Source organism: Saccharothrix sp., assembly GCF_031180885.1.
GTDB lineage: Bacteria > Actinomycetota > Actinomycetes > Mycobacteriales > Pseudonocardiaceae > Actinosynnema.
In genome coordinates this window covers 1-25,970 of sequence record NZ_JAPSLK010000007.1, presented here as the reverse complement: position 1 = coordinate 25,970, position 25,970 = coordinate 1, and the positions used below count along the sequence as shown (strand labels likewise).

Genomic DNA, 25,970 nt, shown 5'->3' with positions numbered 1-25,970 from the left:
CGACGATCCGACCGCGCTCGCGATCAACCGTGGCTTCTTGGAGCCGCCGGTGCTGTAGTCCCCTTGGTAAAGCCGTCGAGTGGGTTGCCGGCCAACCATTTTTGGCCGTACTTGGCCAACTCGTAGCGGTCGGTGATTCCCGTCTTGCGTCGAATTTCCTGGAGGTACGTCTCGAAGGTGCGCTTGCCGCAGTGCATCCGGTTGGCCATCTCCTGGTTGGTCTTGGGGTAGTCAGCTGCAAGACGCAGCAGCGCCTCGAACTCGCGGGGCGTCAGTCCCGCAGGTGTCTCCTGTTTCCGAACGACACCGTCCTGCTCGGGGACGCTCAACGCGATCTCGACCAAGTCGTCCAAAGGCAGGAGCGAGCCTTCGTCGGCCTCCTGGTTCCAGGTGGTCGCCCCGAGGCGTGCAACGCAACTGTCGATCATCGGCTGCTGGAGTCGCTGGAACGGCAAGAGATTGGTGATGTCGGTGGAGATGGCTTGCTGCTGCGCCCATGCGCCGCCGAGGAGTTGAGCCGCGAGGGTGTGCTCACCACGGGCGCCTGCGACCAAACCCATTAGCCACAAGGTCCAAGGTGGTCCCCAGCGATCTCCCATGCCGTGCTGACTCCGCAACGAAGCCTTCAACAACGCCAGCGCCTTGTCGAGATCGTCGTGGCCTCCGGAGTAGATCACCAGTGCCATCAACCACTCCGCCCACGACACCGCCCAAGGCGCGCCGGCAGACCGAGTGTCTTCCAGGTGCGCTTGCGCCAAGCCTAGCGCGTCATCGTGCCGATAGAAGCCGGCGGCGAGGCCTGCGAACAGATTGCGCATGTGCCGGCGTCCACGGTCAGGCTCCGCAGCGGCCAACCGCCGCAAAACTTCGATGGAACGAATCGCGACGGTCGGGTCAGGTTCCGCCAGCCACAGCTCGGTGGCCTCGGCCCACTCCAACTCCTGTGCAGCCCGAGTGGTCGCACTTTCGCCCGTGGGCAGTTGATGCAGCATTTCGCGGCACCGGTCGAGGACCGCTCTGGCCGCGTCCGGTCCATCGCCTTGGAGCAGCGCTGCGAACGCGCCGCTCGCCATGCACTCGACCATGACCGGCAGGACCTGGTCACCGAGGGCCTGAAGGCAGGTCATCATCAGTCTGCGAAGCTCGCGCAATCCGCCGGTGAACGTGTTCGCGCGGCAGTCGGACAGATCGATCAGCAGCCGCAGCGCTCGTTCCGCTCGGCCGGTGGCAGTCAGGGTCTCCACGGCGGTGCGGATGTTCGGCATGGCGGCGATGACTGCTCGCAGCAGTTCGACCTCATGAGGGCCGTAGTAGCGTTTGGCAGACTCCTCGATCCACTGGGCGTAGTAATCGGCGTGCGCCACGCGCGCCCGTGTTGCCACCTCACTGTCCGCGTAGAGGCCGAAGGCCCGATCTGTGGGCAGCATCTTCCACTGGCTTCGGTCGTCCAGCTCGGAGTGGATGAGAACGGAGTGGTCCACCAGCGTTTCCAACGCCGGCTCCACATCGCAGTCGTCACCGCACACCAGCGCACTCACGTGCCGAACCGCGTCGAGGTCGAAGACACCGGTGAACACGCTCAGCACGCTCCACAGGTGGCGGGTCGGCTCGTCCAGCAGCTTGTAGGTCAACTGCATGCTGGCGTGCAGGCTACGGTGGTGCCACTGGTCGACTTCGGGAAGTCGCCCCTGCGCCAGCAGCGTCAGGGTTGCCCGGAGGCCGCGCACCAGTTCTGCCCACGTCTTGTGTCGGCGCAGCGCCGCCACCATCTCGATCGCGTGTGGCACGCCTTCGAGCAGCTGACAGACCTCCTGCGCATAACGCAAATGTTCTGGCTGAAGCGGTTTGCCTTTGGCTTCGAGTCGGTCGCGCAGAAGTTGCATCGCTTCTGGCTCACCGCAGTTGCTCCCGTCAACCAGGTAGGGCAAAGGCCCCAAGTCGACGACTTGTTCGCCGGAGATGCCCAGCGCAAGGCGGCTGGTGGCCACCACGCGGAGGTTCTTCGCCACTCTCAGGAGCCGGCGAACCAGCTGGGGTAGTGGGCCGGGTTCATCCGCATCGTCGGGGTGCTCGACCAGGTGTTCGCAGTTGTCCAGTACCAGCAGCACTTGCTTGCCTTGCAGGTACCGCATCAGCTGCGTTGCGGCTGGTCCGGCGCCGTTGTCGACGAGGTCCAGCGCGCGGGCCATTTCGCTGTCCAACCCTGCCGCGCGCACGTCTGCCAACGGCACCAAGACAACCCCATCGCCGAAGTCCTCCTCGACGACACCGGCCAGGTGCTCGACGAACCGCGTCTTGCCGATTCCTGCCGAGCCCTTGACCGTGACGAGGCGACGCTCGTGCAGCAACTTGCGGACCAGCGCGGTCTCCGCATGACGGCCGATGAAGGCGTTGATCTCGGCTGGCGGCACACCGATCACGGGTGCCTGTGCACTGCGGTCGTCGGGCCCAGCCTGGTCGGCTGTGCTTTCGTTCCATAATGCGGGATCGTCGACCACCGCAACCCCCTCAGCCCCCTGAACCTGATCACGCCCGTCCCCATGTCATGACCCAATGGAGACGTGGTAACCGCATGATTGCGGTGAGTATATGAGGCGATGGCGCCTGACACGCCAGTCTCTTGGAGTACGGGTGAAGATCACCCGATCTGCGCACGCGGCGTCTCGTATGGCTTGTCCGCGTCATGTTCGCTGGCGTGGTGCACGTAGGCACATTGGGGTGCCTACGTAGGGTCAGTCGGCAGGACTGCGGGGCCCACGTACTTCGATCGCCTTCAACCGCCGCTGAACTCCGTAGTTGAACGGTGCATTCTGTCGTATGTGTCCCGCAAAACTGCGGTCTTGCACGGTGTTGGGCGTTGCTGTCGATCGATTACGTTCAAAAACATCAGTGGGCGGGCCGCCTATGAGGGAGGCCCGGTGAAGGCCGATCGCGAGCGTTTGATCTCGTCTTCGGTCGCAATTCGGGCAGGCTTTGGCACAGAAAAAAGGGGGCGTAGAGGTCAATGAGTCGGGGTGGCGAACTGTCGAACCTCTGGTCGGTCGAGGTGTCTTCCGGGGATGGGCGCCGCCACAGCGGTCCGCCGGCCGACAGTGGCGACGAGGGCGACATCAGCGTGAACTCCAGCGTCGTCGCGCGGACCTTCAGGATACTTCAGCTGTTCATAGTGGACAGTGCCATGACACTGACCGAGATCTCCAAGGCGGCCGAGCTTCCCAAGGCAACGGCACATCGCTACGCGACTGATCTTGTGAAGGTTGGTGCGTTACGTCGCCTCGACGACTCTCGGTTCTCTACCGGCCCCGTGTGGGCCAGGCTTCGTGGCGACTGCACCGAGGGCTCGCAACCGGAGTGACCCGCGGATGCCGTCCAACTTGTGGCGGGATTTGCAGTCTGACTGGCCGGTCCACGGCTACGGCGACTCGGAGTCCCGTGCACGGGACTCGTCGCTGGTGTCGCCGGCTTGGTGGGCTTGAAGGGTGCGCATGAGGTCGAGTACCTGCGCCCGGTGAGCGGGCGTGAGGCTGAGGGCGCGCAACGCGACCGCGTGGACGTCGGCGTCGCGTAGTGCCGCCAGCAGTTCGAGGTCGGCTTGGATCTGTCGCGACCTCTGTGAGTCGAAGAAGATCGCCGGATCGACCTCGAAAAACGCGGCAAGCGCCTCGAGGTGCGACTTGGTCGGGTTGGTCGCGATGCCGTAACGAAGCTGGCGGACGTACTCCTTCGAGAACGACTTGGCCTGGCCGCGCTCACGCAGCCAGGCGGCACACCGCTTGGCGACCTCTTCCATCGAATGCTCGCGACCGTTGGGCCGCTTGATCGTCTTGAAGAGCTTGTCGATGACCTCTGCCAGCGTGGGTGCCTCCGCCACGGCAGCCTGCCTCCTCTTCGGTTCGGGAAGTTCCCGGACGCTCCGGCGACCGTCCTCGGTCAAACCCTAGGTGATCGCCCAGCTGGCGTCCACATGAGTTGACATCCTCGCAACGAGGCATATCCTCAACCTAGGAAATGTCAACTGATATGGACGTCCCCTTGTGGGGCCGGTAGGGCGGCACCCGGCGGGGCACTGGATGTCCATCGCCCATTCCGCACCACCTACGCGCGTATCTGCGCACCTGCACGCCTCGATCAGCGACATCGGCGCAAGACAGGGAGGAGAAGGACATGGCCGTAAGGGAGAAGGACTTCTCCGGACACGACGGGTCCGGGGGTACTGCGGTCGCACCGTCCTTCGACCCGGCCCGGACACCGACCGGTGAGTCGGCCGGAGCCGAAGGCGCGGGGTCTCTCGAAGCCCAACTCGCGCGGGCTGCTCGGCAAGCCTGGCCGCACCTCCCGGTCGCCGATGCGGACGCCGCAGTGGAGGCCGGGATGCTCGCCGCCGTCACTGAGGAACCGGCACATGCACAGCACACCCCGAGTGGCGGTGCCGTCGATGGCGGAGCGGCGCAGGTCGTGGCGGCCGAAGTAGGAGCCGCCGCGGCGGCCATCCAGCGCCAAGGACTGCCGCCTACCGCCACCACACCGGTGGACTGGAGCGGGTTCGGCACGGTCATCCCTGTTGTGGCTGGTTCACCCGGTGCAGGTGCCTCGGTGCTGGCGGCGCTGCTGGCCGACGTGCTCCAGCTCGGGAACCTGCGTGTCCTGTTGGTCGATCCAGCCGATCCGCCGCGGTCAGGGTTGGCCACGGCAGCCCGGTCGGACGGCCCATGGCTGGTCAGTCCGCACCCGCAGGTGCACATCCGCTTTTCCTGGCGGGCGCAGGCGTTGTTGGCGCGACTGGAGACCAGCCTGTCGGTCGTCGCACCGGGGATGGTGCCGCCGCCGAAGTTCTGGCGGCCGCCGCTTCCCCTGGATGCCACCGTGGTCGACCTCGGCCACGATCCCTGGCGGGTGACGGCGCACCCGCTCGCCGGTGCCGGGACGTGGCTGCGACGGGGCACACCGCAGCCTCGCCCGGTGCTGGTGGTGCGCCCCAGCCGCCCGTCCCTGCTGCACGCCGAGCAGGTCCTCGCCCGGCTTGACCGCTGGGTCTCCTCCGCCGCGGTGTCCGCGCCCGTACAACTCGTGGTGATGGGGGCGAAGCGGTGGCCCCGTGGTGTCGCCGGTGCGGCAGGGCGACGCGTGAACACCCTGCTCAGCGACGCGGTGTTCGTCCCCCACGACCGCGACCTCGCCGCGTCCGGAATCACCGCCGCTGTCACGCCGGCCAGATTGCGGGAGGCGGTCACGCCGATGCTGCGCCGCTGGGGCGTGTTACCGGGCACCGCCCGTAAGGGCCCGCGCGCGAGTACGAGGGGGCACTCGTGATCGAGCACCTCGACGCCGTGTTGTTCCTCGCCCAGATCCCGAATCCGGCGCCGGTCGCGCCTCCTGGCAACGAGAAGATCCTGGAAGTGCTCGGCAACGCCAAGTGGGGCGCCGGAGCCGCCCTGGTGGTGGGTTTCTTCGTGGGCCTGCTGGTGTGGGCAGGTGGACGCTGGGTCGACCACCACCGTGCCGGCCGCATCGGCGTGATCATGATGCTGTGCGCCGTTGCAGGCGGCCTGCTCTACACGATCGGCCCGCAGCTCATCAACCACTTCTCCGGGGGCCGATGATGGCCGGGGCCTCGACAGAGAACGAGGCCCGCAAACGGGCCGGACTGACACTGACAGTGGTGGTCGTCGCGCTCGCGCTCGTCGGCTCCGTGGTAGCCGTGGTGGTCTCCCACAACGTCACCGCTCCGACAGCGACGTCGGCCGCACCACCGGACACCAACGCGAAGCCCTCCGCGCCAACATCGGCGACCGGAGGGAGCACTGACGAGGAGCACGCCCTCGCAGCCAAGCGGATGCTGGCGTTGCCCGCGCAGGCGGCGGAGCCCCAGGCCTTGACCGCCTGGACAGCAGGACCGCCGATCGAGGTGCCGAAGCCGACCACCACGATCGGCCAGTGGGTGCCCGGAGGCTTCCCCGACACGCCTGCAGGTGCGCTTGGCCAGCTCAAGGCGCTGGACGAGACCACGATGTCGACGGCCGACCCCGAGGTCTACGCCCGCGGCTACCGGGAGAGCGCGGAGCCAGGCGCGCCCGACCCCAAGGCCACCGGACTCTGGTCACTGCTGACCAGCCTGCGCTCGAGGGCGCAGTTGCCCACCAGCGGCTCGGTTCCCGGACTCACCGCGACCTACGAGATCACCCACGGCCAGGTCAAAGGCACCGCATCAGGCGGACGCTACGTCGTGGCGTGCGTGCTCGGCCAGTTCTCCGTCAGCATCAACGGCCAGGTCACCAGCCGAGGCATCGGCGACTGCCAGGCGATGCGCTGGACCGGGTCACAGTGGCGCATCGCCTCCGGCACCTTGGCCGCCCCGGCACCGAGTGCGTGGCCGGGCAGCCCGGACGCGGTGAAAGCCGGCTACCGGGAGCTGGTGTAGATGCCGCCGTTCAGCGACCTCGGCGACGCGATGGGCGCCGAGCTGTTGGCCATGATCGCCTCTGGGTTCGACGTCGCCATGCGGGCCATCTGGGATGCGAGCCTTCTCGTCCTGCGTGGTGGCTTCGGACTGGCCGACCGGTTCTCCGTCTTCACCGTCGACACGCGATCTGGTCCGATCGCCGTTCTGTGGCCGTTGATGCTGTGGATCGGCGGAACGATGGCAATCGGCCTGTTCTTCTGGCAGTTGGTGCTGACCAACGTCCGAGGCGGACGTGGCTTCATGCGCCTGGTGGGCGGCCCAGTGCAGTACGGCATCGCCTTGGCGGTGACGGTCGGCGTGGTCGCCGCTTTCCTCGCCGCGGTCGACGGGCTCACCAGCGGCATCCTCGAGTACGGGCTCCAGTCCAAGAACTTCGCCGACGCACTCGAGCACACCAGCTTCGGCGACGGTGCCGTCGATGGCGTGAAGGCCGTCGTGCTGGGCATCTGCGCCCTCATCGGAGTGATCCCGGCGGCGATCGGCTACACCCTCGAAATGCTGTTCCGTGAGGCCGCGATCCACCTCCTGGCGGCCACGGTGCCCGTGACCGCAGCCGGGTTGCTCGCCAACATCACGGCACACTGGTTCTGGTCGACCTGCCGCTGGCTGCTGGCCTGCGTCGCCATGAAACCGGTGCTCGCACTCGCCCTCGTGCTCGGTGTGGCGATCTCCGGCGGCGCCGAGGGGCTGTCCGGACTGCTGGCCGGTGTGGGCGTGCTGCTCATCTCGTTGTTCTGCCCGTTCGTCCTGTTCAGGCTGTTCGCTTTCGTCGACCCCAACAGCGATCCCGGCGCGGCGTTCCGCGACACCCTGGCCGGGCGCGGCGTGACCTCCTACGGCCCGAACAATCCGGCCGTCATGGCCGCCAGCGCGGTCGGTGGACGTGGGGGCGGCGGGGCGATCGAGGACGCCAACACCGCTCGGTTCGACGACGCGATCGCCGATTACGCCGAGGACTCCATGGACGAGTCCGGCGTGGGCCATGACGGAGGTCATCCCGCTGACGACGGCGACCAGGATTCCCGCCGCTGGGACCCCGGCAGCAGCAGCGGCGACGACGACTTTGGTCACGACGATCCGCCGCCAGGATCACCCGCCAACCGTGGACGCGTCGTGTCGTCCAGTGTCCACACCGGACCGACCGGCTCCTACAGCGACGACAGCAACGACAGCGACGAGGGCGGAGCCACGCCCGAAGCGGGGGATGCGGCGGTGATCGCATGACGGCCCCTCGGATCTACCGTGGCCTCAGCAGGCGCGAACACGCGGGCTGGATCATGGGGCTGACCCCGGTTCAGGCGCTGGTCTGCATCGCGCTGGCGGTGCCGGTGCTGTGGGCGGTCTCCAGCGGGCGCTTCGCCGATGCAGCGGTACTGCTGCTCGTCTGCGGCACGATCGGCGCGCTGGTCGTGGTGCCGGTCCGTGGTCGACCGGCGCTGCGGTGGTTGCTGCACCTGACGCTCCACCAATTCGGGGTTCTCACCGGATGGTCGCGTTGGCAGTCCAAGGCCGCCGCCGGCGCCCCGGTCGACCCCAGCGAGCCCGACCTCCCCGGCGTGCTCCAACGCGTGAGCTTCCCGGACGGGCCGCAGTTCAAGGACGCCGGCCGGGTGTGCCTGATCCACGACACCGGCGACGGGCGCTGGGGAGCGACCGCGAGACTCACCCACTCCGGCGTGGGAATGCTGTCCGACGAGCAGTGCGAACGCCTGGCCCACCGGCTGGGCATCCTCTTGCTGTCGCTGGGGCACCGTGAGGTCGTGGACCGGATGAGCCTGCTCGTGCGCACGGTCCCCGACGACGGCACCGAGTACGAGGTGTGGCGCAGCGATCACGAGGTGCGCGACGCTCCGCCGCTGGCCCGTCAGGCCACCGACGAGCTTGACCTCACGATCGGCAACGTCTCGGTCCGGCACGAAGTGTTCGTCACCGTCTCCGGCCCCGAGGCCAAACTCCGCAAGCCCGCCGTGGCGGCGGGCGGCGGTGTCGCCGGTCGGGCGATGGCGCTCTACCGGGTGCTCGACGGACTCGAGGACCCACTCAAGGCGCTCGGTGCACGCTCAGTCGAATGGCTGGACGGCCCGGGGATGGCCGAAGCACTGCGCACCGGATTCAACCCGGCTGCGCGCGCGGTGCTCGCGACCGCCCACGAACGCGGCACCGGAGGCCGCGGGCTGGAGATGGCGGCCGCCGGACCCACCGCGGCACCTCCGCCGGCGGCGAGGTCCTACACCCACGACGGGTTCACCACCGTCTCCTACACCGCGCTGATGCCCGAGGCGGGCACCGTCTTCGGCTCACTCGGGCCCCTGCTGGCGGTGCGGACCGCGGGGGAGCGGCGCACCCTGGCCATCCACTACGAGGTGATGGACGCCCGCCGCGCGCAGCGTGCCGTCCGCGGCAACCGCTACCGCGCCAACGTGATGACCGACTGGAAACACAGCAAGGGGTTCAACACCACGGCGATGGACGAGCGTGAAGCCGGCGGCGCGCTGGCCCAGGAACGCGCCGTCGCCGCCGGCCACTCGGTCGTGCGGTTCACCGTCGCCGCCTCGGTCACCGTGCCCAGCACCTGGAACGTCGAAGACCACGCGGCGCGCCTGGAGAACGACGCCTCCGGCCGGTTCCGGCTGCTGCGGCTGGACCTCGCACAGGACTCGACGTTCGTCGTCGCGGTGCTCCCGGTGGGGATCGGGCTGCCCAGGCAACGAGGAGGGCTGCTGTGAGCAAGCGGAATACCCACGAGCGCAGCGCCGCGCAGCTACTTGGCGACTTCGGCACGCCCCTGGCCGCAAAGCCGCCGGAGCAACGGCGCCGCGACAAAGGCGACCGCGTCAACCGGGCGATCGCGCCGCGGCGCGGCCGTGCCCGACCAGGCGAAGGATGGTCGCCGGTCGAAGCGCCGATGGCGGTCTATCAGGCCGCCACGAGCGAGATCGGCGGGCTGTTCCCGCTGCTGGCGGCCAACGGCGTTCCCGCCGTCGGAGCACGCATGGGCTACGACACGCTCTCCGGCGGCGCGTTCTACGTCCACCCCATCGAGTGGGTGCTGCGAGGCCTGGCCACCAACCCGAACCTCGTCGTGTTCGGCGAGCCGGGACGGGGCAAGAGTTCCACCGTCGTCGCCTTCCTGCTGCGGATGATGTTGTTCGGCATGAAGACGTTGATCAGTGGTGACGTCAAGGGCGAGTACAGCCCCCTGCTGCGGGCACTGGGCATCACCCCGATCGCGCTGGGCCGCGGCAGCCCGGCCCGACTCAACGCACTGGACCTCGGACCCCTGCGAGGCCGCTGGGACGGATGGTCGGTGACGCGCCAGCGCGAGGAACTCACCGGCGTCCTGGGCAGGTGGACGAAGCTGCTCGTCGCCCTCGCCGAAGCCCAGGGCTACCAGCCTACGGTCACCGACGAAGCCGTGCTGTCCGCGATGCTACGCCGACTGGTCGGCGCCGACGACGGCTACACCGACCTGCGGCCGGTCACCATCCCCGACGTGCAGCGCGAACTCGCCCAGCCGGACCGCGGGCTGTGGGAAGCCACCAGGTTCGCCGACCGCCGCCAGTTCCTCGACACCCTGCGCCCGATCACCGACGCCCTCGGCAACCTCGTCATCGGCCCGCTCGCCGGACTGTTCGACCAGGAGACCAACTTCACGCTCGACTGGGACGCGCCAGTGCAGTCGATGGACCTGTCGTTGCTGCGCTCACGCGGCGATCAGGCCGTCGCCGTCGCCCTGACCTGCCTGGGCTCCTGGTCCTCGATGGTGACCGACCTCCAGGACGACGGCGAGATCCGCATCGTCGTCCGCGATGAGGTGTGGCGGCAGATGCGGCTCGGGCTACGCGCCGTCCAGGCAGTCGACTCCGACCTCCGACTTTCCCGAGCCGAGCGCAAGATCCAGATTCTGGTCATGCACAAACCCAGCGACCCGCTCTCGGTCGGCGCAGCCGGCTCACAGGAAGTGGCCATCGCCAAGGACCTCCTGGCGTTGTGCAGCACCAGAATCCTCTTCGGACAGTCCACCCGGGTGGCCGACGAACTGGCCGCGGACTTCGCCCTGTCCGAGCGAGAACAGGACGCTACCACCGGATGGGCCATGGAACGCACCGGTCGGGCGCTGTGGAAGATCGAGAACAACCCCGGCTACAAGGTCCAGACCGTCCTGTCCCGCACCGAGCGGCAGATCTTCGACACCAACGCGCAGCTGCGCGCCGATCCCGCACACCGAGGCCGTGGACGCGCCGCCCAACGATCGTCCTGACGAGCAGGAGGTGAAAGTGCAGTGGACATCGAGTTCTCTACAACAGTCGGTGATCAGCTTGCCGGATTAGGTGCCGTCGCGGGCTGGCGTGACGACATCGGCGTCTTCTACGCCACGGTCGAGGGACCGGACAGGCTGCTGGTCGACCTGCGGGCCTCGCTCGACGAGACCACGGACGCCGCGATCGTCCTCGAGGCTCTGCGGGCGTACGTCAACCCCGACGACATCGACGCGGTGGCCAGTGTTCTCGCCGGAAACCACGACGAACACTTCAACCCATCGCCCGCTCACAGCGACCCACCTCCGTCCGATTATGACGAACTGTTGGGGCTGCCGTCCGATGATGACCTGGGATCCCACGCCGGACTGGGCCTCTGACCATGGCCCCCTTCACTCCTCCTCTCTTGGCCGGCATCGGCGCTGCCGCCTACCTCCTGGTGGGGGTTCCGGCAATGCTGATCGGCACCACGGTGACCGCCGCCCACGCTGGTGCCATCGACTGCACGTCGTTCCAACACGCTGGCTACGGACCGGGCGGCGTCGCCCAACAGATCGGCGACGAGACGTACAGCGCCGAGCAGCTGGCCAACGCCCAGACCATTGTGACGGTCGCTGTGCAGCGCCGACTGCCCAAGCGTGCCGCCGTGCTGGCACTGGCGACCGCGTTGGTCGAGTCGAACCTGCGCAACGTCGTGTACGGCGACCGTGACAGCCTCGGTCTGTTCCAGCAACGCCCCAGCCAGGGATGGGGCACCCCTGAGCAGGTCGTCAACCCCGTCTACGCGGCCACCGCGTTCTACAACCGCCTGATCGCGCTGCCCGGCTGGCAGAGCATGCCTCCCGGCGTCGCCGAGCAGGCCGTGCAACGGTCCGCCTTCCCCGAACGGTACGGACCGCGCGAGCCCTCCGCCGCTGCACTGACCGAGCGGTACTGGCAAGGCCCGGACAACCCCGTGCCGCCGCAGGACGTCGTCGCCCAGCAGGTGCACGCCGCCGCCGGTTGCCCCGACAAGGGTCGCAGCGACCTGGACCTGGACCCGACGAAGTTGCCCGAGAACTTTACGCTGCCTGCCGATCCGAAGATCAGCGCCGCCGTCAGCTACGCGCTCGCGCAGCTGGGCAAGCCGTACGTGTGGGGCGCGGAAGGACCGGACGGCTACGACTGCTCCGGCCTGATGCAGGCCGCGTGGGCACATGCCGGGGTCGCGATCTCACGCACGACCTACAGCCAGGTTCACGACGGTGTCGCGGTCGGCTCGCTGTCCCAGGTCCAGGCCGGAGACCTCGTGTTCATTCCTGGTGCCGACGGCACACCGACCAACCCGGGCCACGTCGGGATGTACGTAGGCCACGGCTACATGGTCGACGCCTTCGACGAAGACCACGGCGTCATCCTCACGACCTTGGACTCCTGGACGCCCAAGGTCGTGGCCATCCGCCGGGTGACATCTGGAAGCTCGGCCCACGCCCCGGTCGGAGGTGACCCACAGCTATGAGAGGCGACCGCTCACCGACCCTCGACCGCGACCTCGCCATGATGGGGCTGCTCGTCGCCGTGCTCGGCACGCTCATGGCCTTCGCCGCCGCCCTGATGCTCGCGGTCGCGGCGACCACAGCCATCCTCGGCGGGCCTTGGGCGCTTCCCGACCTCGACACATGGCTGACCGGTGTACTCGAGATCCTCACCGACCCCGCGAAGCCAGGCACAGGTCTCGGGGAACCCTGGCAGAGCGCCCTGACCGGCCAGGCTGGCTGGTACTGGACCGTCACCGTCCTACTCATCCTGCTGACCACCGCCCTGGCGCTCGTGATCGTCCTTCCGGTGTGGCTGCGATTCGGCCCGTCTCAGCCAGGACACGCCAGCCGCGAGGACATCCGCGAAGAGCTGTCCCTGACCGCGGCACGGCGCACCGCGCAGTGGACACGGCCCGGCCTGACACGGGCACAGGCCATTCGGGCACCACTGGAGGACGTCGCGGCTCCGCTGCACCTGGGACCGCACCGGCAGCCGATGTGCACACCGCTGGAGAACCCCACCGGCACACTCGCCCCCACCCAATCCGGCAAAAGCCGCCGAGACCTCGTCCACAAGGCGATCGCCGCACCCGGCGCACTGCTGTGCTCGACGACAAAGCCGGATCTCCTCGAATTCAGCGCCCTGCTGCGCGCCGGACGCCACCAGGCCGGGCCGGTGAAGGTCGCGGACGCCACCGGGGTGGTGGCCTGGCCCGCGCAGGTGCAGTGGTGGCCGGTGCAAGGGTGCGAGGACACGTCCGTGGCGTTCCGGCGAGCGCACACCATGGTGGAAGCCGCCTCGGTCGAACTGGCCGACGTCGGAGGCAACGACAAGGTCTTCCGGGACAGGGCGAAAGTCGTGCTCCAGGCCTACTTCCTCGCCGCCGCCATCCACCACCGCGGTGTCGACGACCTTGTCCGGTGGGCGATGAGCAAACCGGTCGACCAGGAACCGGTCAAACTCCTCCACCAGGTCGGTTTCCCCGAACACGCCCGCAACCTCCGCGCGGAGATCGGCATGGTCGCCGAGACCTCCGACGCGGTGTGGATGAGCGTGCGCCGAGTCATCGAACCGTTCATGGACCCGCAGATCCGCAGGCTGTGCTCGCCCGCGCCGGGCACCGACTTCGACGCACGCGCCTTCATCGCCCAACACGGCTCGCTCTACCTGATCGCAGGCCAACACCAAGCCGCCCAGGCCGCACCCATCCTCACCGCCCTCGTCGAACACTGGCTGACCACAGCACAGGAGATGGCCCTGCACACCCCGCATCGGCGACTCGACCCACCGGCCACCGCGATCCTCGACGAACTGACCAACGCCACCCCCGTGCCGCAAATCCCCGACATCGTCTCCGACTCCGCCGGGCGCGGCGTCCTCATCCACTGGGGCGCCCAGTCGGTGGCCGCATTGGAGGACGCGTTCACCCCCAGACGCACCCGCCAACTGCTGGACAACACCACCACGCTCAGCGTCTGGGGCGGCATCAAGGACCGAGCCACCCTGGAGTGGATCTCACTGCTGACCGCACACCACGACCGCCGCCGCTACCAACACCACAACGACGGCTTTTTCGGCGCTGGCCGGACCTCCGTGAGCGTGGAAACCGTGCCCACCTACCGACCCGGCGACGTCCGACGGCTGCGCCGCGGTCGGGTCCTGGTGATCCACCGCCACCTCGACCCGATCCTCGCCCGCACCGTCGACGTGCGGCGGCGCAAGGACTGGCGACTCATCCGCGAGCACGTCCAGACCATCCGCGACGGACAGATCCCGATCGGCCCCGACGGATTCGCCCTCGCCCCGGCCGTCCAACCGCCTGCAGGAGGAAGCCCGCCGTGACCGAACAACCCACAGTCAGCCCGACCGGCGGCGACGGCCACCACACGCAGATCGCAGCACTCACCGAGATCGTGGGCGCGCTCGCCCGCACCCTGCGGCGAGTGGAAGCCAAGGTCAACCAACAGGCCGGCATGCCCGTCGACGATGACACAGCGGAACCGGCCGCCTGGGTCTGGTTCACCCCACCAGCCGCCGCCGAGGACGACCCCGCCAGCGACGAAGACCCCCAGGCCACCATCGACAACTTCGTAGCCTGGTACAACGTGACCTTCGTCGGTATCGACGGAGGACGGTCCCGACCCATCCCGCCGTGCTGGCGCCTGCACCCGGCGCTGTCGATGGAGATCGCGGCACTCGCCCACACGTGGCGCGCCGCCAACATCGGACCCCGCGCGAACGAACGCGACGCCCAATTCTGGCTCCACCAATGGAGACCAGGGTTCAGCGATCGACTCGTCCGCGACTGGGTCCACCCCGACTGCTTCGACGGCAGCCATCGCGACGAAGGACCGCCGCCCCGCGCAAACCGGTTCGAACTGGCAGACCACCACGCCCAACCACCAGGCCCGACAACCGGCCCATCGTTCGACCTCGAATGACGGCGTGCGCTGTGAAACGAAGGGATGACCATAGTGGGTGACACTCGCATTCGATTACAGCCTTTGAGCGAGCCATCCCACCCTGACAGGGAAGTCTACATAGGATGGGACAGCGCTCTACAGACGTACTTCGCGCAAGTCTTCGACGGCGTCGACGAGTACGGCGAAGACCGCCTGACGCTGGACATCGGCAACGACATCGGCCAGATCACCACGCCCGCCGATGTGATCGAAGCCCTACGTCCCTACGCGGAGATTCCCGACGGTCTGCCGGATCTGCTCGAACTCAGCCGGGCCGAGGACGAAACAATCATCGCCGATCTACGGCCCCAGGTACTGGACGCGGTGAGCCAAGAGTGGCGCGATCTGGTGCCGCCGGCGTCAACCCTCGACCACTTTCCCTTCGACGACGAGATGTTCGGCGACGACGAAGGGTTCCACTCGGGCATGGGCTACTGAGGGGGAGGAGGCTGTTTCGTGTATCCCACTCCCAAGGGAGACGCCAGCCCGATCCCGGCATCGAAGGTGGGACAGGTGCGGCTGGCCGACCGGGAGGTCGCCATCGCGGACGTAAGACGGCATCCCGGCCGGTACACGTCCCTGTTCGTGCGAGCCCGCAGTGAGGTCGGGCACGCCGTGTGCCTGTGCCGGACGGACAACGTGGTGCGTCTGGTGATCCGCTGCCGGTCGGGGAGATACCACCTGGCCAACTGGCCATTGGGTGGCCACGGGCACGCGCCCGACTGCCGCTGGTACCGCAGCCCGTCCTCCGTGTCGGGTCTCAGCGACTACGCCGGGGCCTTCAGCACCACCGACGAGGGCACGTCGATCCACCTCTCGACCCCGCTCACCGTCTGCGGAGCCTCCGCGCCCCGTGGTGAGAGATCTAAACACCAGGCAGGGACAGCCTCTCCGGTGACCGGCCGCCGTTCGGTCGGGCTGTTGGCGTTGCTGCACTTTCTGTGGGAGTCCGCACGGCTCAACGTGTGGCACCCCCAAGACCGGCAACGAACCTGGCGTACCTGCCAAGTGTTACTGGACGAGCAGGTCGGCGACTGCTGGGTCAACGGTATGCCGTTGAAAGACACGTTGTGGATCGTGCCGGCGTTTCAGCGTCACCACGCCGACCGCGTCAGTTCCGCCTGGCAGCGGTACCTCGCCCAGTTGACCGGCCCCGGCCGCGCCCGCCGTCGAGGCCTGGTCCTCGGCGAGGTCCGGGCCGTCGAGCCGACCGAGCACGGCGTGCGGATGCGGCTGGCCCATCAACGGGCGCGCTTGTACGCCTCCACACCGCTGATGCACCGCGTACGCCGGTCCTTTCCGAGCGTGTTCAGCGAACTGGCCGATCGAGACGGCAGACGCCAGGTGGTGCTGTGCCTGATCGAACGCAGCCGTCATGGCTACGCGGTGATCGCCGACCTGGCCGCGATGCTGACCACCGACTCGTACCTGCCCGCCGACTCCAGCCACGAGGCGGAGATGGCCACCGCACTGGTGGCCGCCGGTCGCGCGTTCGTCAAGCCGCTGCACTACAACGGCGGGTCCGTGTTCCCTGACTTCGTCCTGGTCGACAGCGACCCCGACACCTACCTCGAGGTCTGGGGTGTACGCGGCCGCAAACGCTACGAAGCCCGCAAGCGCACCAAGCAAGCGATCTACCGCGAGTCCGGACGCACGTTGCTCGAATGGGACGTGCGCGACCCGCTACCCGGCCTCTCCCGCTGATGCCTCGTGGCTGCACGGGAGCAATACCTGCGGGTGATAGCGCGGTTTTGGCTTCCAGAACCAAGGCTGCGTGGCGGTGCCAATAGTGGAGGGCGCGGCGGGGATGCGAGGTGGTCGAAGCCAGGGTTCATCGGCGTGAAGCTCGTGCCGCACTGGGTGCGCGGAATCTGCCCGACCTGGTCGTGAGGCCGCCCCGATCGGGGACTGAACCATGTTCACCCAACCGCTCGACTTCCTGACCGACGTGACCATCACCGTGCTCCTGCTGGTCGCGCTGGTCTTCACCTGCGCGTCGATGATCCCGCCGCGACTGCCGCACTGCCCGCGCTCATGGCCTCCGGGCCGGTGACCGGGCTGGCAGACCTGGACGAGGTGGTCCTCGGGCGGTTGTACGCGCAGAAGTGGGTGGACACGGCAGTGCGGCGGCGGCCGCGATGCCGGAGGTGACGCTGGTGCCGGCCGGTGATGGCCAGCAGCGGTGACGCCTCGAACGGCTCGCGGCGAGACCTGGGCGCCTGGGTGCGGTTCACCGTTCCGGGCGATGACCTGCGCGGTCAGCGGCAAGCGGTCGCTGCGGTCTGCCGGGGCTCGGGCCGTCGGCGTGGGACTGGCTCAGCGCGGCGGTCATGCCTCTGTCACGGTCAACCCTTGATCTCGATCTTCTTCGGTTGGGCCGCCTCCGCCTTCGGAATGCGCAGCGTGAGCACGCCGTCGTCCAGGCGCGCGTCGATGTCGTCCGCCCGGATGTCCGACGGCAGGTTCGTCCGGTACTGGAACGACCCGGTTCGGCGCGTCCGCCTGCGGAACATGCCTTCGCGCTCGGTTTCCTTCAGCTCTCCGGTCACCACCAGGTCGTTGCCGACGAGTTGGATGGAGAGGTCGTCGCGCTTTCGAAGGTCGACTCGTGTCGTTGTCGCACACCTCGCAACGTGCCGTCGCCGATCCCTCCTCGTCTTGGGCGTTCACGCTTGGTTGCCCGCACGGCCTGTGCCGTGACGTCCCGTATCCGATCCGGCAGCGGGAACACGGCGCTGAAAACGTGCGCGGGTCGGCCCTGCCGGGTAACCCCGGAAGACCTCGACATGGAGGGTGAATCCCCATGAAGACGATCAACCTGCGACCAGGGCGGAGGGGGCGTCGCGCCGGCCCGTCGTTCATGCCGGCGGCGGTTGCTCCGGCACCGCCCGGTCCCGCCGTGCCCGATCCTCCTCGTCCCGACCGGCCGACGCCCGCCGAGCCCGATCCGGTGCCACCCGACCCGCTTCCCGAGCCGACGCCGCCGCACGAGTAGAGGCGATGCTGCCTTGTCGATCGAGTGGTCGATGTCGTGTCCACCGCTGTGCGCAGCAGACCGTCCCATCGGGCCGCCCGGCGAACGGTTGCCCCCATCCCTCAGGGGTACCCGCGAGCGAGTCGAGCGAGAGGTGATGATCTCCATGTACACCCCGATCGATCGTGAACTCCTGCGCACACGCGGTCTGCCGATCGGGACGCGGCGCGGGTGGCCGGGCAGGCGGACCGCTGCCGCGTTGGCCGCGGCAGCGGTCGCAGGCGCGGCGGCGGGGGCGCTGTGCGACCCATACCGGGGGCGGTTCCGGCGTGCGCTGGTGCGGGACAAGGCCCTGCGTGCCGGCCGCAAGGTTCGTGCCGGAGCTGCGGGCCTAGCGTGCGATGCGGGCAACCGCGGTCGCGGGGTCGTCGCCGAGGCCCGCTACCGGCTCAAGGGTCGCCGCGTCGACGATCCCCAGGTGCTGCATGACCGGGTCCGGTCGGAGCTGGGACGCCACGTGACCCATCCGCACGCGGTGGACGTCCACGTCGAGGACCGTGCGGTCACGCTGACCGGAGTGGTGTTGGAACGCGAGGCGGCACGCACCCTTCGCGCGCTGCGGCGCGTGCCCGGCGTCGACCGGGTGGACGCCCGCTGGACCGTCCACCGGCAGTCCACCGGGGTGTCGGCGCTCCAGGGCGACGGTCACCCGCGAGAGCCCGTTCCCGAGCTGTTGCAGGAGAACTGGTCGCAGACGGCCAGGTTCCTGGTCGCAACGGCCGCCGCGGCGGGGTGGATACTAGCCGGTCGGACGCCCCGGCCGGTGGCGTGGCCACTGCGTGTGACGAGCGCGGTACTGGCGGTGCGCGCCGCGGTGAACCTGTCGCTGCGGCGACTCACGGGGATCGGAGCCGGCCGCCGCGCGATCGACGTGGAGGACGCCATCACCGTGTCCGCACGTCCCGAGGAAGTGTTGGCGAAGGTCAGCGACTACAGCCTGTTCCAGCAGGTCATGCCGGACGTGCGGCGGATCTCCCGATCCGAGGGCCGACGGTCCCACTGGACGATCAGGGGACCGGCCGGCGTGCCGGTCGGGTTCGACGCCGAGGAGACCCGGAGCGACGGCACGGAGATCGTTTGGCGCAGCTGTGACGGCCAGCTCCTGGCTCATGAGGGCACGCTGCGGGTCGACCCCGTCGGCGATGACCGCACCCGCCTGCAGGTCCGGCTGAGCTACAACCCCGTCGCCGGTGCTGTCGGACATGCCGTGGCCGCGATGTTCCGCGCCGACCCCAAGCACAAACTGCGCACCGACCTCCAGCGGGCGAAGTCGTACCTGGAGACCGGCGTGCTGCCCCACGACGCTCCCGCGCGCCGGGAAAGCCGTCGCCCAGTAGCACCTCGGACCACCCCGAGGTGAGGTCACCTGCGGGCACGAACGCGGGCACGCTCGAACCGCGCGTCACGTCCTCGCGGTGGCGGTGTCGGCCGTGTCGAGGAGGTAGTGGGCGGCTCGGGCGATGGCGTCGCCGTCGATTCCGGCGGCGTGCACCAGTTCGGCGGGTGTGCCGGAGACGGGCATGTCGGTGACGGCGAGCTTGTGGACCGGTGGTCGTCGGGGGTGGGTGGCGAGCGCGGCGAGGACGGCGTCGCCGAGGCCGCCTTCGGGCCAGTGGTCCTCCACGGTGACGATGCCCCGGGTCATCAGCGCGGCGGTGTGGAGTGCCGGGTGGTCGATCGGCTTGATCGAGTAGCAGTCGAGCACCCGTGCGTTGATGCGTTCGCCGCGGAGCAGGTCGGCGGCCTTGACCGCTTCGTCGACGGTGCTGCCGCAGGCCACGATGGTGATGTCGTCGTGTTCGCTCGCGTGGACGAGGCGGCTGCCGCCGATGTGCACGTCCTCGTAGGCAGGGGTGCGGACGGTGGTCTTGCCGCGCAGGGTGCGCAGGTAGGAGATCCCGGGCTGGGTGGCCATCGCGGCGACGAGGCGGGCGGTCTGGTTGGCGTCGGAGGGGTGCAGGACGGTGCTGCCGTGCACGGCGCGGAACATCGCGATGTCCTCCAGGGCCATCTGCGACGGGCCGTCCTCGCCGATGGACACCCCGGCGTGGCTGCCGCACAGCCGCAGGTTCGCGCGGGACACGGCGGCCATGCGGACGAAGTCGTAGGCGCGGGACAGGAAAGCGCCGAAGGTGGACGCGTAGGGTGTCCAGCCGCGCGCCTGCATACCCACGGCGGCGGCGATCATCTGCTGCTCGGCGATGAACATCTCGAAGTAGCGCTCCGGGTGCGCCTTGGCGAACAGTTCGCTGTAGGTGGAGTTGGAGACCTCACCGTCCAGCGCCACGACGTTGCCGCGCATGCCCCCGAGCGCGGCGAGCGCCTGTCCGTAGGCCAACCGGGTGGCGACCTGTGCGCCGACCTCCCACGTGGGCAGGATGACGCCGGTGGTGGGGAAGCGGTGTGGTTCCGACTCGCGGTCGGGGGTGCGCACGGACACGGTCAAACTGCGTTCGCCGCCGAGTTCGGCGATGGCCTGCTCGGGGTGCCGCAGTGGTTTGCCGTGCTTGTCGGGCTGGTCCTCGACGTCGGCGACCCCGCGTCCCTTCAGCGTGCGGGCGAACAGCGCGGTGGGCGCTCCGGTGGTGCCCGTCGCGGTGGTCAGGGCGTCCTCGATGGCGTCGAGGCGGTGGCCGTCCAGGGTGACGGCGTGCCAGCCGAACGCGCGGGCGCGGGCGGCGTGGGTCTCCACGTCCCAGCCGAGCATGGTCTCGCGGGTCTGGCCCAGCCGGTTGACGTCGACGATGAGCGTGAGGTTGTCCAGCCCGGCCCACCCGGCGTGCTGGAACGCCTCCCAGATCGAGCCCTCGGCCAGTTCGGAGTCACCGCACAGCACCCACACGCGGTAGGGCAGCCGGTCCAGCCGCTTGCCCGCCAGCGCCAGGCCGACGCCCACGGGCAGCCCTTGGCCGAGCGACCCGGTGGCCACGTCCGTCGGCGGGATGCGCGGGGTGGGGTGGCCCTCCAGCCTGCTGCCGAACGTCCGGAAGCCGAGCAGTTCCTCGTCGGTGATCGCGCCGGCGGCCTTGAGCATCGCGTAGTACAGCGGTGAGGCGTGCCCCTTGGAGAAGACCAGGTGGTCGTTGCGGGGTCGTCGGGGTGCCGGAAGTCCAGCCTGAGGTGACCGTCGAGCAGCACGGCCATCAGGTCGGCCGCCGACATCGACGAGGTTGGGTGCCCGGACCCGGCCGCGGCGCTCGCCCGCACCGAGTCCACCCGCAGTTGCTGGGCCAGTTCGCGGCGGAAGTCGTCGTCCGGCATGGGCGGGGTCAGCTCCTGACGAGGTGTGCGCGTTTCTCGGCGATGCCGTCGAACAGCTGCCGGTAGGAGTCGGCGAACTTGGCCACGCCCTCGCGTTCCAGCACGGCGGTGACGTCGTCGTAGTCCACGCCGGCCTCGGCGAACCGGTCCATCGTGCGGCGGGCGTCGTCGACGTCGCGGCGCAGCGTGTCGGCGACCTGCCCGTGGTCGAGGAACGCCCGCACCGTCTTGAGGGGCATCGTGGTGACGGTGCCGGGTCCGATCAGTTCCTCGACGTAGCGCACGTCGCGGTAGGCCGGGTTCTTGGTGGACGTTGACGCCCACAGGCACCGCTGCGGGGACGCGCCCGCCGCCGCCAGTTCCTCCCAGTCCGGGCCGGTGAACAGCTCCTGATAGGTCAGGTAGGCGAGCTTGGCGTTGGCGATCGCGAGCGTGCCCTTGAGGTCGTCGTGGCCGCCGATCTCGTCCAGGCGCCGATCGGCCTCGGTGTCGACCCGGGAGACGAAGAACGACGCCACCGACGTCACCGTGTGCAGGTCGCCGCCCTGGTCGTGCAGCCTGCGCAGGCCGCGCACGTACGCCTCGGCGGCGACCCGGTGACGCCTCAGGGAGAACAACAGCGTCACGTTGACCGGGATGCCGCTCGCGACGACCTCCTCGATCGCAGGGGGACCGGCTTCGGTGCCGGGGATCTTCACCAGCAGGTTCATCCGGTCGACCAGCCCGTGCAGCCGGCGGGCCTCCTCGACAGTGGCCCTGGTGTCGTCGGGGAAGCGCGGGTCGACCTCCAGCGAGACCCACCCGTCACGGTGCGGCCCGCCGCGGGCGAACACGTCGGACAGCAGGTCGCACGCCGCCCGGATGTCGTCGCGGGCCAGGACCAGGAACGCCTCCTTGGGGTCGGGTTCCGCGTCGAGCACGTCGCGCAACTGGTCGTCGTAGGCGTCACCCTCGGCGATCGCGCCCTGGAAGATGGTCGGGTTCGACGTCACCCCCACGACGCCGTCGCGGACCAGTTCCCCCAGGTCACCGGTCTGCACGAGGCTGCGGGAGAGGTGGTCGAGCCACGGGCTCTGGCCCCGCTCGGCCAGGCCGTGCAGCGTGGTGGGCACGGGTGTTCCCTCCGGTCGGATCTGGCGGTCGGCTGGTCAGCTGTCCGGACGTCCGCCGCCCGCGTCGGGCAGTGGCAAACCTCCCGCCATCGCCCGTCGAACCCGAGGGGTACCCGCCAACCCAGCGCCCACACGCGCCTCAACCGGGCCGGCCGCCGGACCCGATCTCCACCACCGCGTGGTCGGTGCGTTCGGCTAGCTCAACCATAAACAGGAGTACCTGAGATGAGCATCTATCAAACAAAAGATGAGGAACCACGCGATGAGACACAAGCTCTTGTAGTCGGCAGCGCCTCAACCCCCGCAGGTGGCTTCCGCAAGCTACACCTTCAGATGTACGAAACTGGCATGCCGCAACCTGGCTTCAGCTTGTCAGTCGTGCCACATCCTCGAGAGCTGGTCTCATGGAGCGTCGCACGGATCGACAGCGACGACCACTATGAGCGCACTATGAGCTTGTAGCAAGCATACAGAACTTCAGTGACCAAGATGTCCAGGTACAGGTATTGGAGCGGTAGTCCTTCGAGCACCTCACGGCCCCACGGGTACTGCGCACTATGGCGGTCGAATGCCTCGTTCAACTCGCTATCCGTCACGTCGGCGTCAACCAATATTGACGAAGCGTGAGCAACACCAGCAACGCCGAAGAGTGCAAACACGGCATGGGTGAGAGCGGCATAGCGGTCGTTCGGCAAGTCCGAGGGGAGCTTGAGTCGAAGCTCACGATAGCCCATGTAGATAGCATCGGGATGCGCTGCGTGTACTCAATGCCCCAATCGCGCAATCTACAGGCGCCTATTGCTCAAACCTTGCTCAACGACGCTCAAATCCACGCAGTGAACGCAACAGGCTTTGGATTGCGCGGCCATCATCGCCCTAGGATCCGGTAGGTCGGCAGCCTGCTCGCTAGCCACGCCTGGTCAAACGCAACCCCGGTCTCATGCTCGGCCACAGCCAGCGACGTCGCCCGAAGCTTGCCGACCTCGAAGGGCATGCTCGCCGCCCAGGTCGGTACAAGGTCACCGGGATCATCAGCGTCGATGCGCATCGGGTCGAACGAGGCGGTGATCGTGCCGTCCTCGGCCGCGGTGATGCGGAACAAGCCGTTCACGTTCCAGTGCACGCTGAAGAAGCTGGCACCACCCGCGGAGGCGTGACAGGCGACCTGGGGGATGGTGCCGCTCCAGCTGTTGTTCTCCAGAGCGATGACGTGCCCCTGGTGCTCGAACACCTGCATGTAGAAGTAGCCGGGGTCGTCGAGGGCTGAGTCCTCGGCCTCGACGGTGGTCATGAGCTGGCTCTCGGCTGGCTCACCGCCGTAGGCGCGCACCACCTCCTCCACGGTGGAGCGCTGGACGACGGCGAAGGTGAGCACGACGTCCTGGTGCTCGATCCAGTCGTACGGGGCAATCAGCTGGTGCATGACTGGTCCTCGGCTGTGTCGCTCCCGGCATAGGCGCTGGTAGCGATCTTGTCGGGGTTGGTGATGACGACGATGAAGGCATCGCCCTGCTGGATGTTGGCACGACGGTACTCCTGGCGCAGGGTGCCACCCTGGCAGTTCTGCTCCCGCAGGGGGACTTCCTCGGTACGGACGTTCGCCCACTGACCGCCCTCGACAGTCGAGGCGAAGGCGTACTCGTCACAGCTGCCATCGGCGAAGGTCTTGGTGAAGACGCCCGTGCCGCAGACGGTGTTGCGCTTGGTCTGGTCGCTGCCGGGTGCGTCCTTGTGCAAGATGGCCGGTTTGCCCTCCGCCCACGCGAGCTGGATGTTGCGCGTGATGTAGGGCATCTTCTCGGCGCTGAGCTGGACAACCTTGAGGTCGTCACACTGCCGCTCCTTCAGGAGCTGCTCCGCGGTGCACTTGTCGGTACGGGGCTTGATGGCGGGCGCTACCTCGTAGCTCTCGGCCGGTGCGCTGCCCAGATCGGTGACGGCGTCCTGCACTTGGTCGAGGAGCTGCGGGCCGAAGAGGATGACGACGGCGCCAACGAGCAAGATGGGTAAGAGGCCGGTGGAGCGGGTCTTGGCCACGATGGACGGCACTCCCTCATGCGGGTACAAAGGCGTGATCAGCGTGGCGGGGCGGTTCGACAACGGGACAGCGGGTCCGGGATGAATCACCCGAACGGTTCGGCTTCTAGGACAGCCTGTCCTACCGCTTCGTCACTCATTCGCCAACATGTCCCACCTGCGTATTCTGGGCGGTGATCCGGCTTGACCCTGGCAGGGAGGTGCCCAGCCATGAGCGACGATCTGACCCTCGGCGACCGCATCAAGCGTGCCCGTAGGCGCCGCCGGCTCACCCAGGAGCAGCTCGCCGAGAAGGCCGAGGTCAGCGTCGATCTCATCCGCAAGCTGGAGCAAGGCGTCCGCCACACCGCCAGCATGAGTTCGCTGACGCGCATCGCCCGCGCCGTGGACAAGGACGTGCCGCAGCTGCTAGGCCAGACGAGCACCATCGCACCGAAGGTGGACGAAGAAGCCGTCGGCATCCTGGCCATCCGCGACGAGCTGACGTCGCTGTCGTACTTCCCGGGCCTCGCCGACGAAGAGGTGTTCAACGACGAACCAGTGACCGTGGACGGGCTGCGCATGGCCTTGGCCCACGCCGAGTCCATCCGCCAGCACGGGTCGTTCGCCCAGCTCGGCGTCATGCTACCGGGGCTCATGGCCGAGGCCCGTGCCGCGGTGCGTGAGCTGAGCGGCGACGACCAGGTGGCCGCGTTCGGTCTGTTGTCCGAAGTCATCCAGATCGCCTCGACCATGCTGACGGCGCTGGGGAAGCCGGACATCGGCTACATCGGGCTCATCCGCGCCCAGGAAGCGGCCGAGAAGTCCGGCAACGAACTGCTTCAGGCAATGAACGTCTCCGCCTTGTCATGGGTGTTCTTCAAGCAGGGGCGCTTGGACGACGCCGAGACAGCGGCGCTCCGCAAGGCTGAACGGATGGAGCCGGACTTCGTGCGCGGCTCGGCGGAGAGCCTGGCGGTGTGGGGCATCCTCATGCTCCGGGCTGCCAGCGCGGCGGTACGGAACAAGCAGGTCGACCGCTCCGAGGAGCACATGAGCTTGGCTCGCGCAGCAGCAGCGAGGGTCGGCAAGGACTACAACATCTACGCCACGCCGTTCGGGCCGACAAACGCAGGCATCGCAGCGGTTAACGCGGCCGTCGAGAGCGAGCGCTTCGACTATGCCCTCGAACTGGTCAAGTCGGTGCCGACGAACGGCTGGGTGTCACCAACCTGGAAGGCCCGGCATCTGCTCGATGTGGCGATCGCGCACAGCGAACTCGACCAAGACGACGCAGCCACCGAGCAACTGCTTGCGGCGGAGCAGATCGCACCGGAGTGGATGCGCTACCACACCCTGAGCCGCCAGATAGTGCAGGAGTTGGCCGAGCGGGCACGGCGGAAGCAGACGCCGCTGCTACAACTGGCTGACCGGCTGAACATCGACGTGTAGACGGCAGGGCGCGCCGCAGCGGTCCGCTTGGAGCCGTATCGGCAGCTGAATGGCAGCTACACGCGGATGTGTTGTCAAAGACCACCCTGATGGCCTACGGACGAATCCGCTTTCTGCCTACCCCCGCACACATGCTCCCCAAGGTTCTCATCAAAGAAGCTCCCGCGCGGGCACGCGCGGGAGACGACCTCACGTGTACGCGACCTAGTGGCGCGTCTCGGAAGGTTGACCCGATAACCGGTCCTGTGAGCTGATCGGCCAATCTGGTTCCGCATGTCGAGTGCGGGAGGTGGTTGTGGCTCGTCGACCGAGCGTGTTCGTGAGGCCCTTGTCGATGGAGGAGGGCCGGAAGCTGCAGCGGGTCACCAGGACCGCGAAGGATCCGGTGCGGTTGCG

The 25,970-nt window shown here is 68.3% G+C and carries 23 protein-coding genes and 1 pseudogene; 16 read left to right on the top strand and 8 right to left on the bottom strand.

The genetic code is table 11. The features are described from left to right. Positions 1-23: 23 nt before the first annotated feature. Positions 24-2,498 carry an NACHT domain-containing protein gene (locus RIN75_RS12215; RefSeq protein ID WP_309111975.1) on the bottom strand — a complete coding sequence of 825 codons (2,475 nt, stop codon included), beginning with the start codon at positions 2,496-2,498 and terminating at the stop codon, positions 24-26. A gap of 506 nt (positions 2,499-3,004) precedes the next feature. Here RIN75_RS12215 and RIN75_RS44065 point away from each other — a divergent pair. After that, a complete protein-coding gene (locus RIN75_RS44065; RefSeq protein ID WP_375295943.1) occupies positions 3,005-3,355 on the top strand; it encodes a helix-turn-helix domain-containing protein in 351 nt (116 codons plus the stop codon). A 57-nt stretch (positions 3,356-3,412) separates the two neighbouring features. Here RIN75_RS44065 and RIN75_RS12210 read toward each other — a convergent pair whose 3' ends face one another. Further along, positions 3,413-3,934 (bottom strand): XRE family transcriptional regulator, encoded by a 522-nt coding sequence (locus RIN75_RS12210; RefSeq protein ID WP_309111974.1) that lies wholly within the window; start codon positions 3,932-3,934, stop codon positions 3,413-3,415. Positions 3,935-4,164: 230 nt separating this feature from the next. Between RIN75_RS12210 and RIN75_RS12205 the strand changes: the two genes are divergently transcribed. The 13 genes from RIN75_RS12205 to RIN75_RS12145 all read left to right on the top strand — a co-directional run bounded on the left by RIN75_RS12205 (position 4,165) and on the right by RIN75_RS12145 (position 16,752). Further along, positions 4,165-5,310 (top strand): hypothetical protein, encoded by a 1,146-nt coding sequence (locus tag RIN75_RS12205; RefSeq protein ID WP_309111973.1) that lies wholly within the window; start codon positions 4,165-4,167, stop codon positions 5,308-5,310. Continuing rightward, positions 5,307-5,600 carry a hypothetical protein gene (locus RIN75_RS12200; protein ID WP_309111972.1) on the top strand — a complete coding sequence of 98 codons (294 nt, stop codon included), beginning with the start codon at positions 5,307-5,309 and terminating at the stop codon, positions 5,598-5,600. The genes RIN75_RS12205 and RIN75_RS12200 overlap by 4 nt, the downstream gene beginning before the upstream one ends. Before the next feature lie 59 nt (positions 5,601-5,659). Further along, a complete protein-coding gene (locus RIN75_RS12195) occupies positions 5,660-6,418 on the top strand; it encodes a hypothetical protein (protein ID WP_309111971.1) in 759 nt (252 codons plus the stop codon). Beyond that, positions 6,419-7,684, top strand: coding sequence for a hypothetical protein (locus RIN75_RS12190; RefSeq protein WP_309111970.1), 1,266 nt, complete (start codon positions 6,419-6,421; stop codon positions 7,682-7,684). It begins immediately after the preceding gene. Then, positions 7,681-9,186: an SCO6880 family protein gene (locus RIN75_RS12185; protein WP_309111969.1), complete on the top strand. Its 1,506-nt coding sequence runs from the start codon at positions 7,681-7,683 to the stop codon at positions 9,184-9,186. The genes RIN75_RS12190 and RIN75_RS12185 overlap by 4 nt, the downstream gene beginning before the upstream one ends. A 179-nt stretch (positions 9,187-9,365) precedes the next feature. Then, positions 9,366-10,721: an ATP-binding protein gene (locus RIN75_RS12180; RefSeq protein ID WP_309111968.1), complete on the top strand. Its 1,356-nt coding sequence runs from the start codon at positions 9,366-9,368 to the stop codon at positions 10,719-10,721. Between the two features lie 21 nt (positions 10,722-10,742). Further along, on the top strand, positions 10,743-11,099 hold the full coding sequence (locus RIN75_RS12175; RefSeq protein WP_309111967.1) for a hypothetical protein: 357 nt from the start codon (positions 10,743-10,745) through the stop codon (positions 11,097-11,099). 26 nt (positions 11,100-11,125) lie between these two features. Further along, complete coding sequence (locus tag RIN75_RS12170; RefSeq protein ID WP_309111966.1) at positions 11,126-12,217, top strand: C40 family peptidase; 1,092 nt, start codon at positions 11,126-11,128, stop codon at positions 12,215-12,217. After that, complete coding sequence (locus RIN75_RS12165; RefSeq protein WP_309111965.1) at positions 12,214-14,079, top strand: TraM recognition domain-containing protein; 1,866 nt, start codon at positions 12,214-12,216, stop codon at positions 14,077-14,079. The genes RIN75_RS12170 and RIN75_RS12165 overlap by 4 nt, the downstream gene beginning before the upstream one ends. Beyond that, the gene (locus tag RIN75_RS12160) at positions 14,076-14,678 is read left to right on the top strand and encodes a hypothetical protein (protein WP_309111964.1); all 603 of its coding nucleotides are present in this window, start codon (positions 14,076-14,078) and stop codon (positions 14,676-14,678) included. Before RIN75_RS12165 ends, RIN75_RS12160 begins: the two co-directional genes overlap by 4 nt. Before the next feature lie 33 nt (positions 14,679-14,711). After that, a complete protein-coding gene (locus tag RIN75_RS12155; RefSeq protein WP_309111963.1) occupies positions 14,712-15,137 on the top strand; it encodes a hypothetical protein in 426 nt (141 codons plus the stop codon). A gap of 75 nt (positions 15,138-15,212) precedes the next feature. Beyond that, a complete protein-coding gene (locus RIN75_RS12150) occupies positions 15,213-16,403 on the top strand; it encodes a DUF1173 family protein (protein WP_309111962.1) in 1,191 nt (396 codons plus the stop codon). A gap of 211 nt (positions 16,404-16,614) precedes the next feature. Then, positions 16,615-16,752, top strand: coding sequence for a hypothetical protein (locus RIN75_RS12145; protein ID WP_309111961.1), 138 nt, complete (start codon positions 16,615-16,617; stop codon positions 16,750-16,752). A 292-nt stretch (positions 16,753-17,044) separates the two neighbouring features. Here RIN75_RS12145 and RIN75_RS12140 read toward each other — a convergent pair. Next, positions 17,045-17,281 (bottom strand): annotated as a pseudogene (locus RIN75_RS12140) (Hsp20/alpha crystallin family protein); the annotation flags it as partial. Positions 17,282-17,839: 558 nt separating this feature from the next. Between RIN75_RS12140 and RIN75_RS12135 the strand changes: the two are divergent. Beyond that, positions 17,840-19,093 carry an SRPBCC family protein gene (locus RIN75_RS12135; RefSeq protein ID WP_309111960.1) on the top strand — a complete coding sequence of 418 codons (1,254 nt, stop codon included), beginning with the start codon at positions 17,840-17,842 and terminating at the stop codon, positions 19,091-19,093. Positions 19,094-19,135: 42 nt separating this feature from the next. Here RIN75_RS12135 and RIN75_RS12130 read toward each other — a convergent pair whose 3' ends face one another. From RIN75_RS12130 to RIN75_RS12110, 5 genes are all read right to left on the bottom strand, one after another. After that, on the bottom strand, positions 19,136-20,779 hold the full coding sequence (locus tag RIN75_RS12130; RefSeq protein ID WP_309112113.1) for a transketolase: 1,644 nt from the start codon (positions 20,777-20,779) through the stop codon (positions 19,136-19,138). Positions 20,780-21,002: 223 nt separating this feature from the next. Continuing rightward, positions 21,003-22,106, bottom strand: coding sequence for a transaldolase (gene tal, locus RIN75_RS12125; protein ID WP_309111959.1), 1,104 nt, complete (start codon positions 22,104-22,106; stop codon positions 21,003-21,005). 437 nt (positions 22,107-22,543) lie between these two features. Continuing rightward, entirely contained in the window at positions 22,544-22,840 is a 297-nt protein-coding gene (locus RIN75_RS12120) for a hypothetical protein (protein WP_309111958.1), read from the bottom strand. A gap of 134 nt (positions 22,841-22,974) precedes the next feature. Then, positions 22,975-23,529 carry a DUF6461 domain-containing protein gene (locus RIN75_RS12115; protein WP_309111957.1) on the bottom strand — a complete coding sequence of 185 codons (555 nt, stop codon included), beginning with the start codon at positions 23,527-23,529 and terminating at the stop codon, positions 22,975-22,977. Next, positions 23,517-24,143, bottom strand: a complete 627-nt coding sequence (locus RIN75_RS12110; protein ID WP_309111956.1) for a NucA/NucB deoxyribonuclease domain-containing protein — start codon at positions 24,141-24,143, stop codon at positions 23,517-23,519. The genes RIN75_RS12115 and RIN75_RS12110 overlap by 13 nt, the downstream gene beginning before the upstream one ends. A gap of 210 nt (positions 24,144-24,353) precedes the next feature. Here RIN75_RS12110 and RIN75_RS12105 point away from each other — a divergent pair, with 210 nt between their 5' ends. Further along, entirely contained in the window at positions 24,354-25,574 is a 1,221-nt protein-coding gene (locus RIN75_RS12105; protein ID WP_309111955.1) for a helix-turn-helix transcriptional regulator, read from the top strand. Positions 25,575-25,970 lie beyond the last annotated feature (396 nt).

Coding starts and splice junctions, on each gene's coding strand:
- RIN75_RS44065 (WP_375295943.1), top strand. CDS start 3,005: ATGAGTCGGGGTGGCGAACTGTCGAACCTCTGGTCGGTCGAGGTGTCT.
- RIN75_RS12205 (WP_309111973.1), top strand. CDS start 4,165: ATGGCCGTAAGGGAGAAGGACTTCTCCGGACACGACGGGTCCGGGGGT.
- RIN75_RS12190 (WP_309111970.1), top strand. CDS start 6,419: ATGCCGCCGTTCAGCGACCTCGGCGACGCGATGGGCGCCGAGCTGTTG.
- RIN75_RS12185 (WP_309111969.1), top strand. CDS start 7,681: ATGACGGCCCCTCGGATCTACCGTGGCCTCAGCAGGCGCGAACACGCG.
- RIN75_RS12180 (WP_309111968.1), top strand. CDS start 9,366: ATGGCGGTCTATCAGGCCGCCACGAGCGAGATCGGCGGGCTGTTCCCG.
- RIN75_RS12165 (WP_309111965.1), top strand. CDS start 12,214: ATGAGAGGCGACCGCTCACCGACCCTCGACCGCGACCTCGCCATGATG.
- RIN75_RS12145 (WP_309111961.1), top strand. CDS start 16,615: ATGTTCACCCAACCGCTCGACTTCCTGACCGACGTGACCATCACCGTG.
- RIN75_RS12135 (WP_309111960.1), top strand. CDS start 17,840: ATGTACACCCCGATCGATCGTGAACTCCTGCGCACACGCGGTCTGCCG.
- RIN75_RS12120 (WP_309111958.1), bottom strand. CDS start 22,840: ATGGGCTATCGTGAGCTTCGACTCAAGCTCCCCTCGGACTTGCCGAAC.
- RIN75_RS12115 (WP_309111957.1), bottom strand. CDS start 23,529: ATGCACCAGCTGATTGCCCCGTACGACTGGATCGAGCACCAGGACGTC.
- RIN75_RS12105 (WP_309111955.1), top strand. CDS start 24,354: ATGAGCGACGATCTGACCCTCGGCGACCGCATCAAGCGTGCCCGTAGG.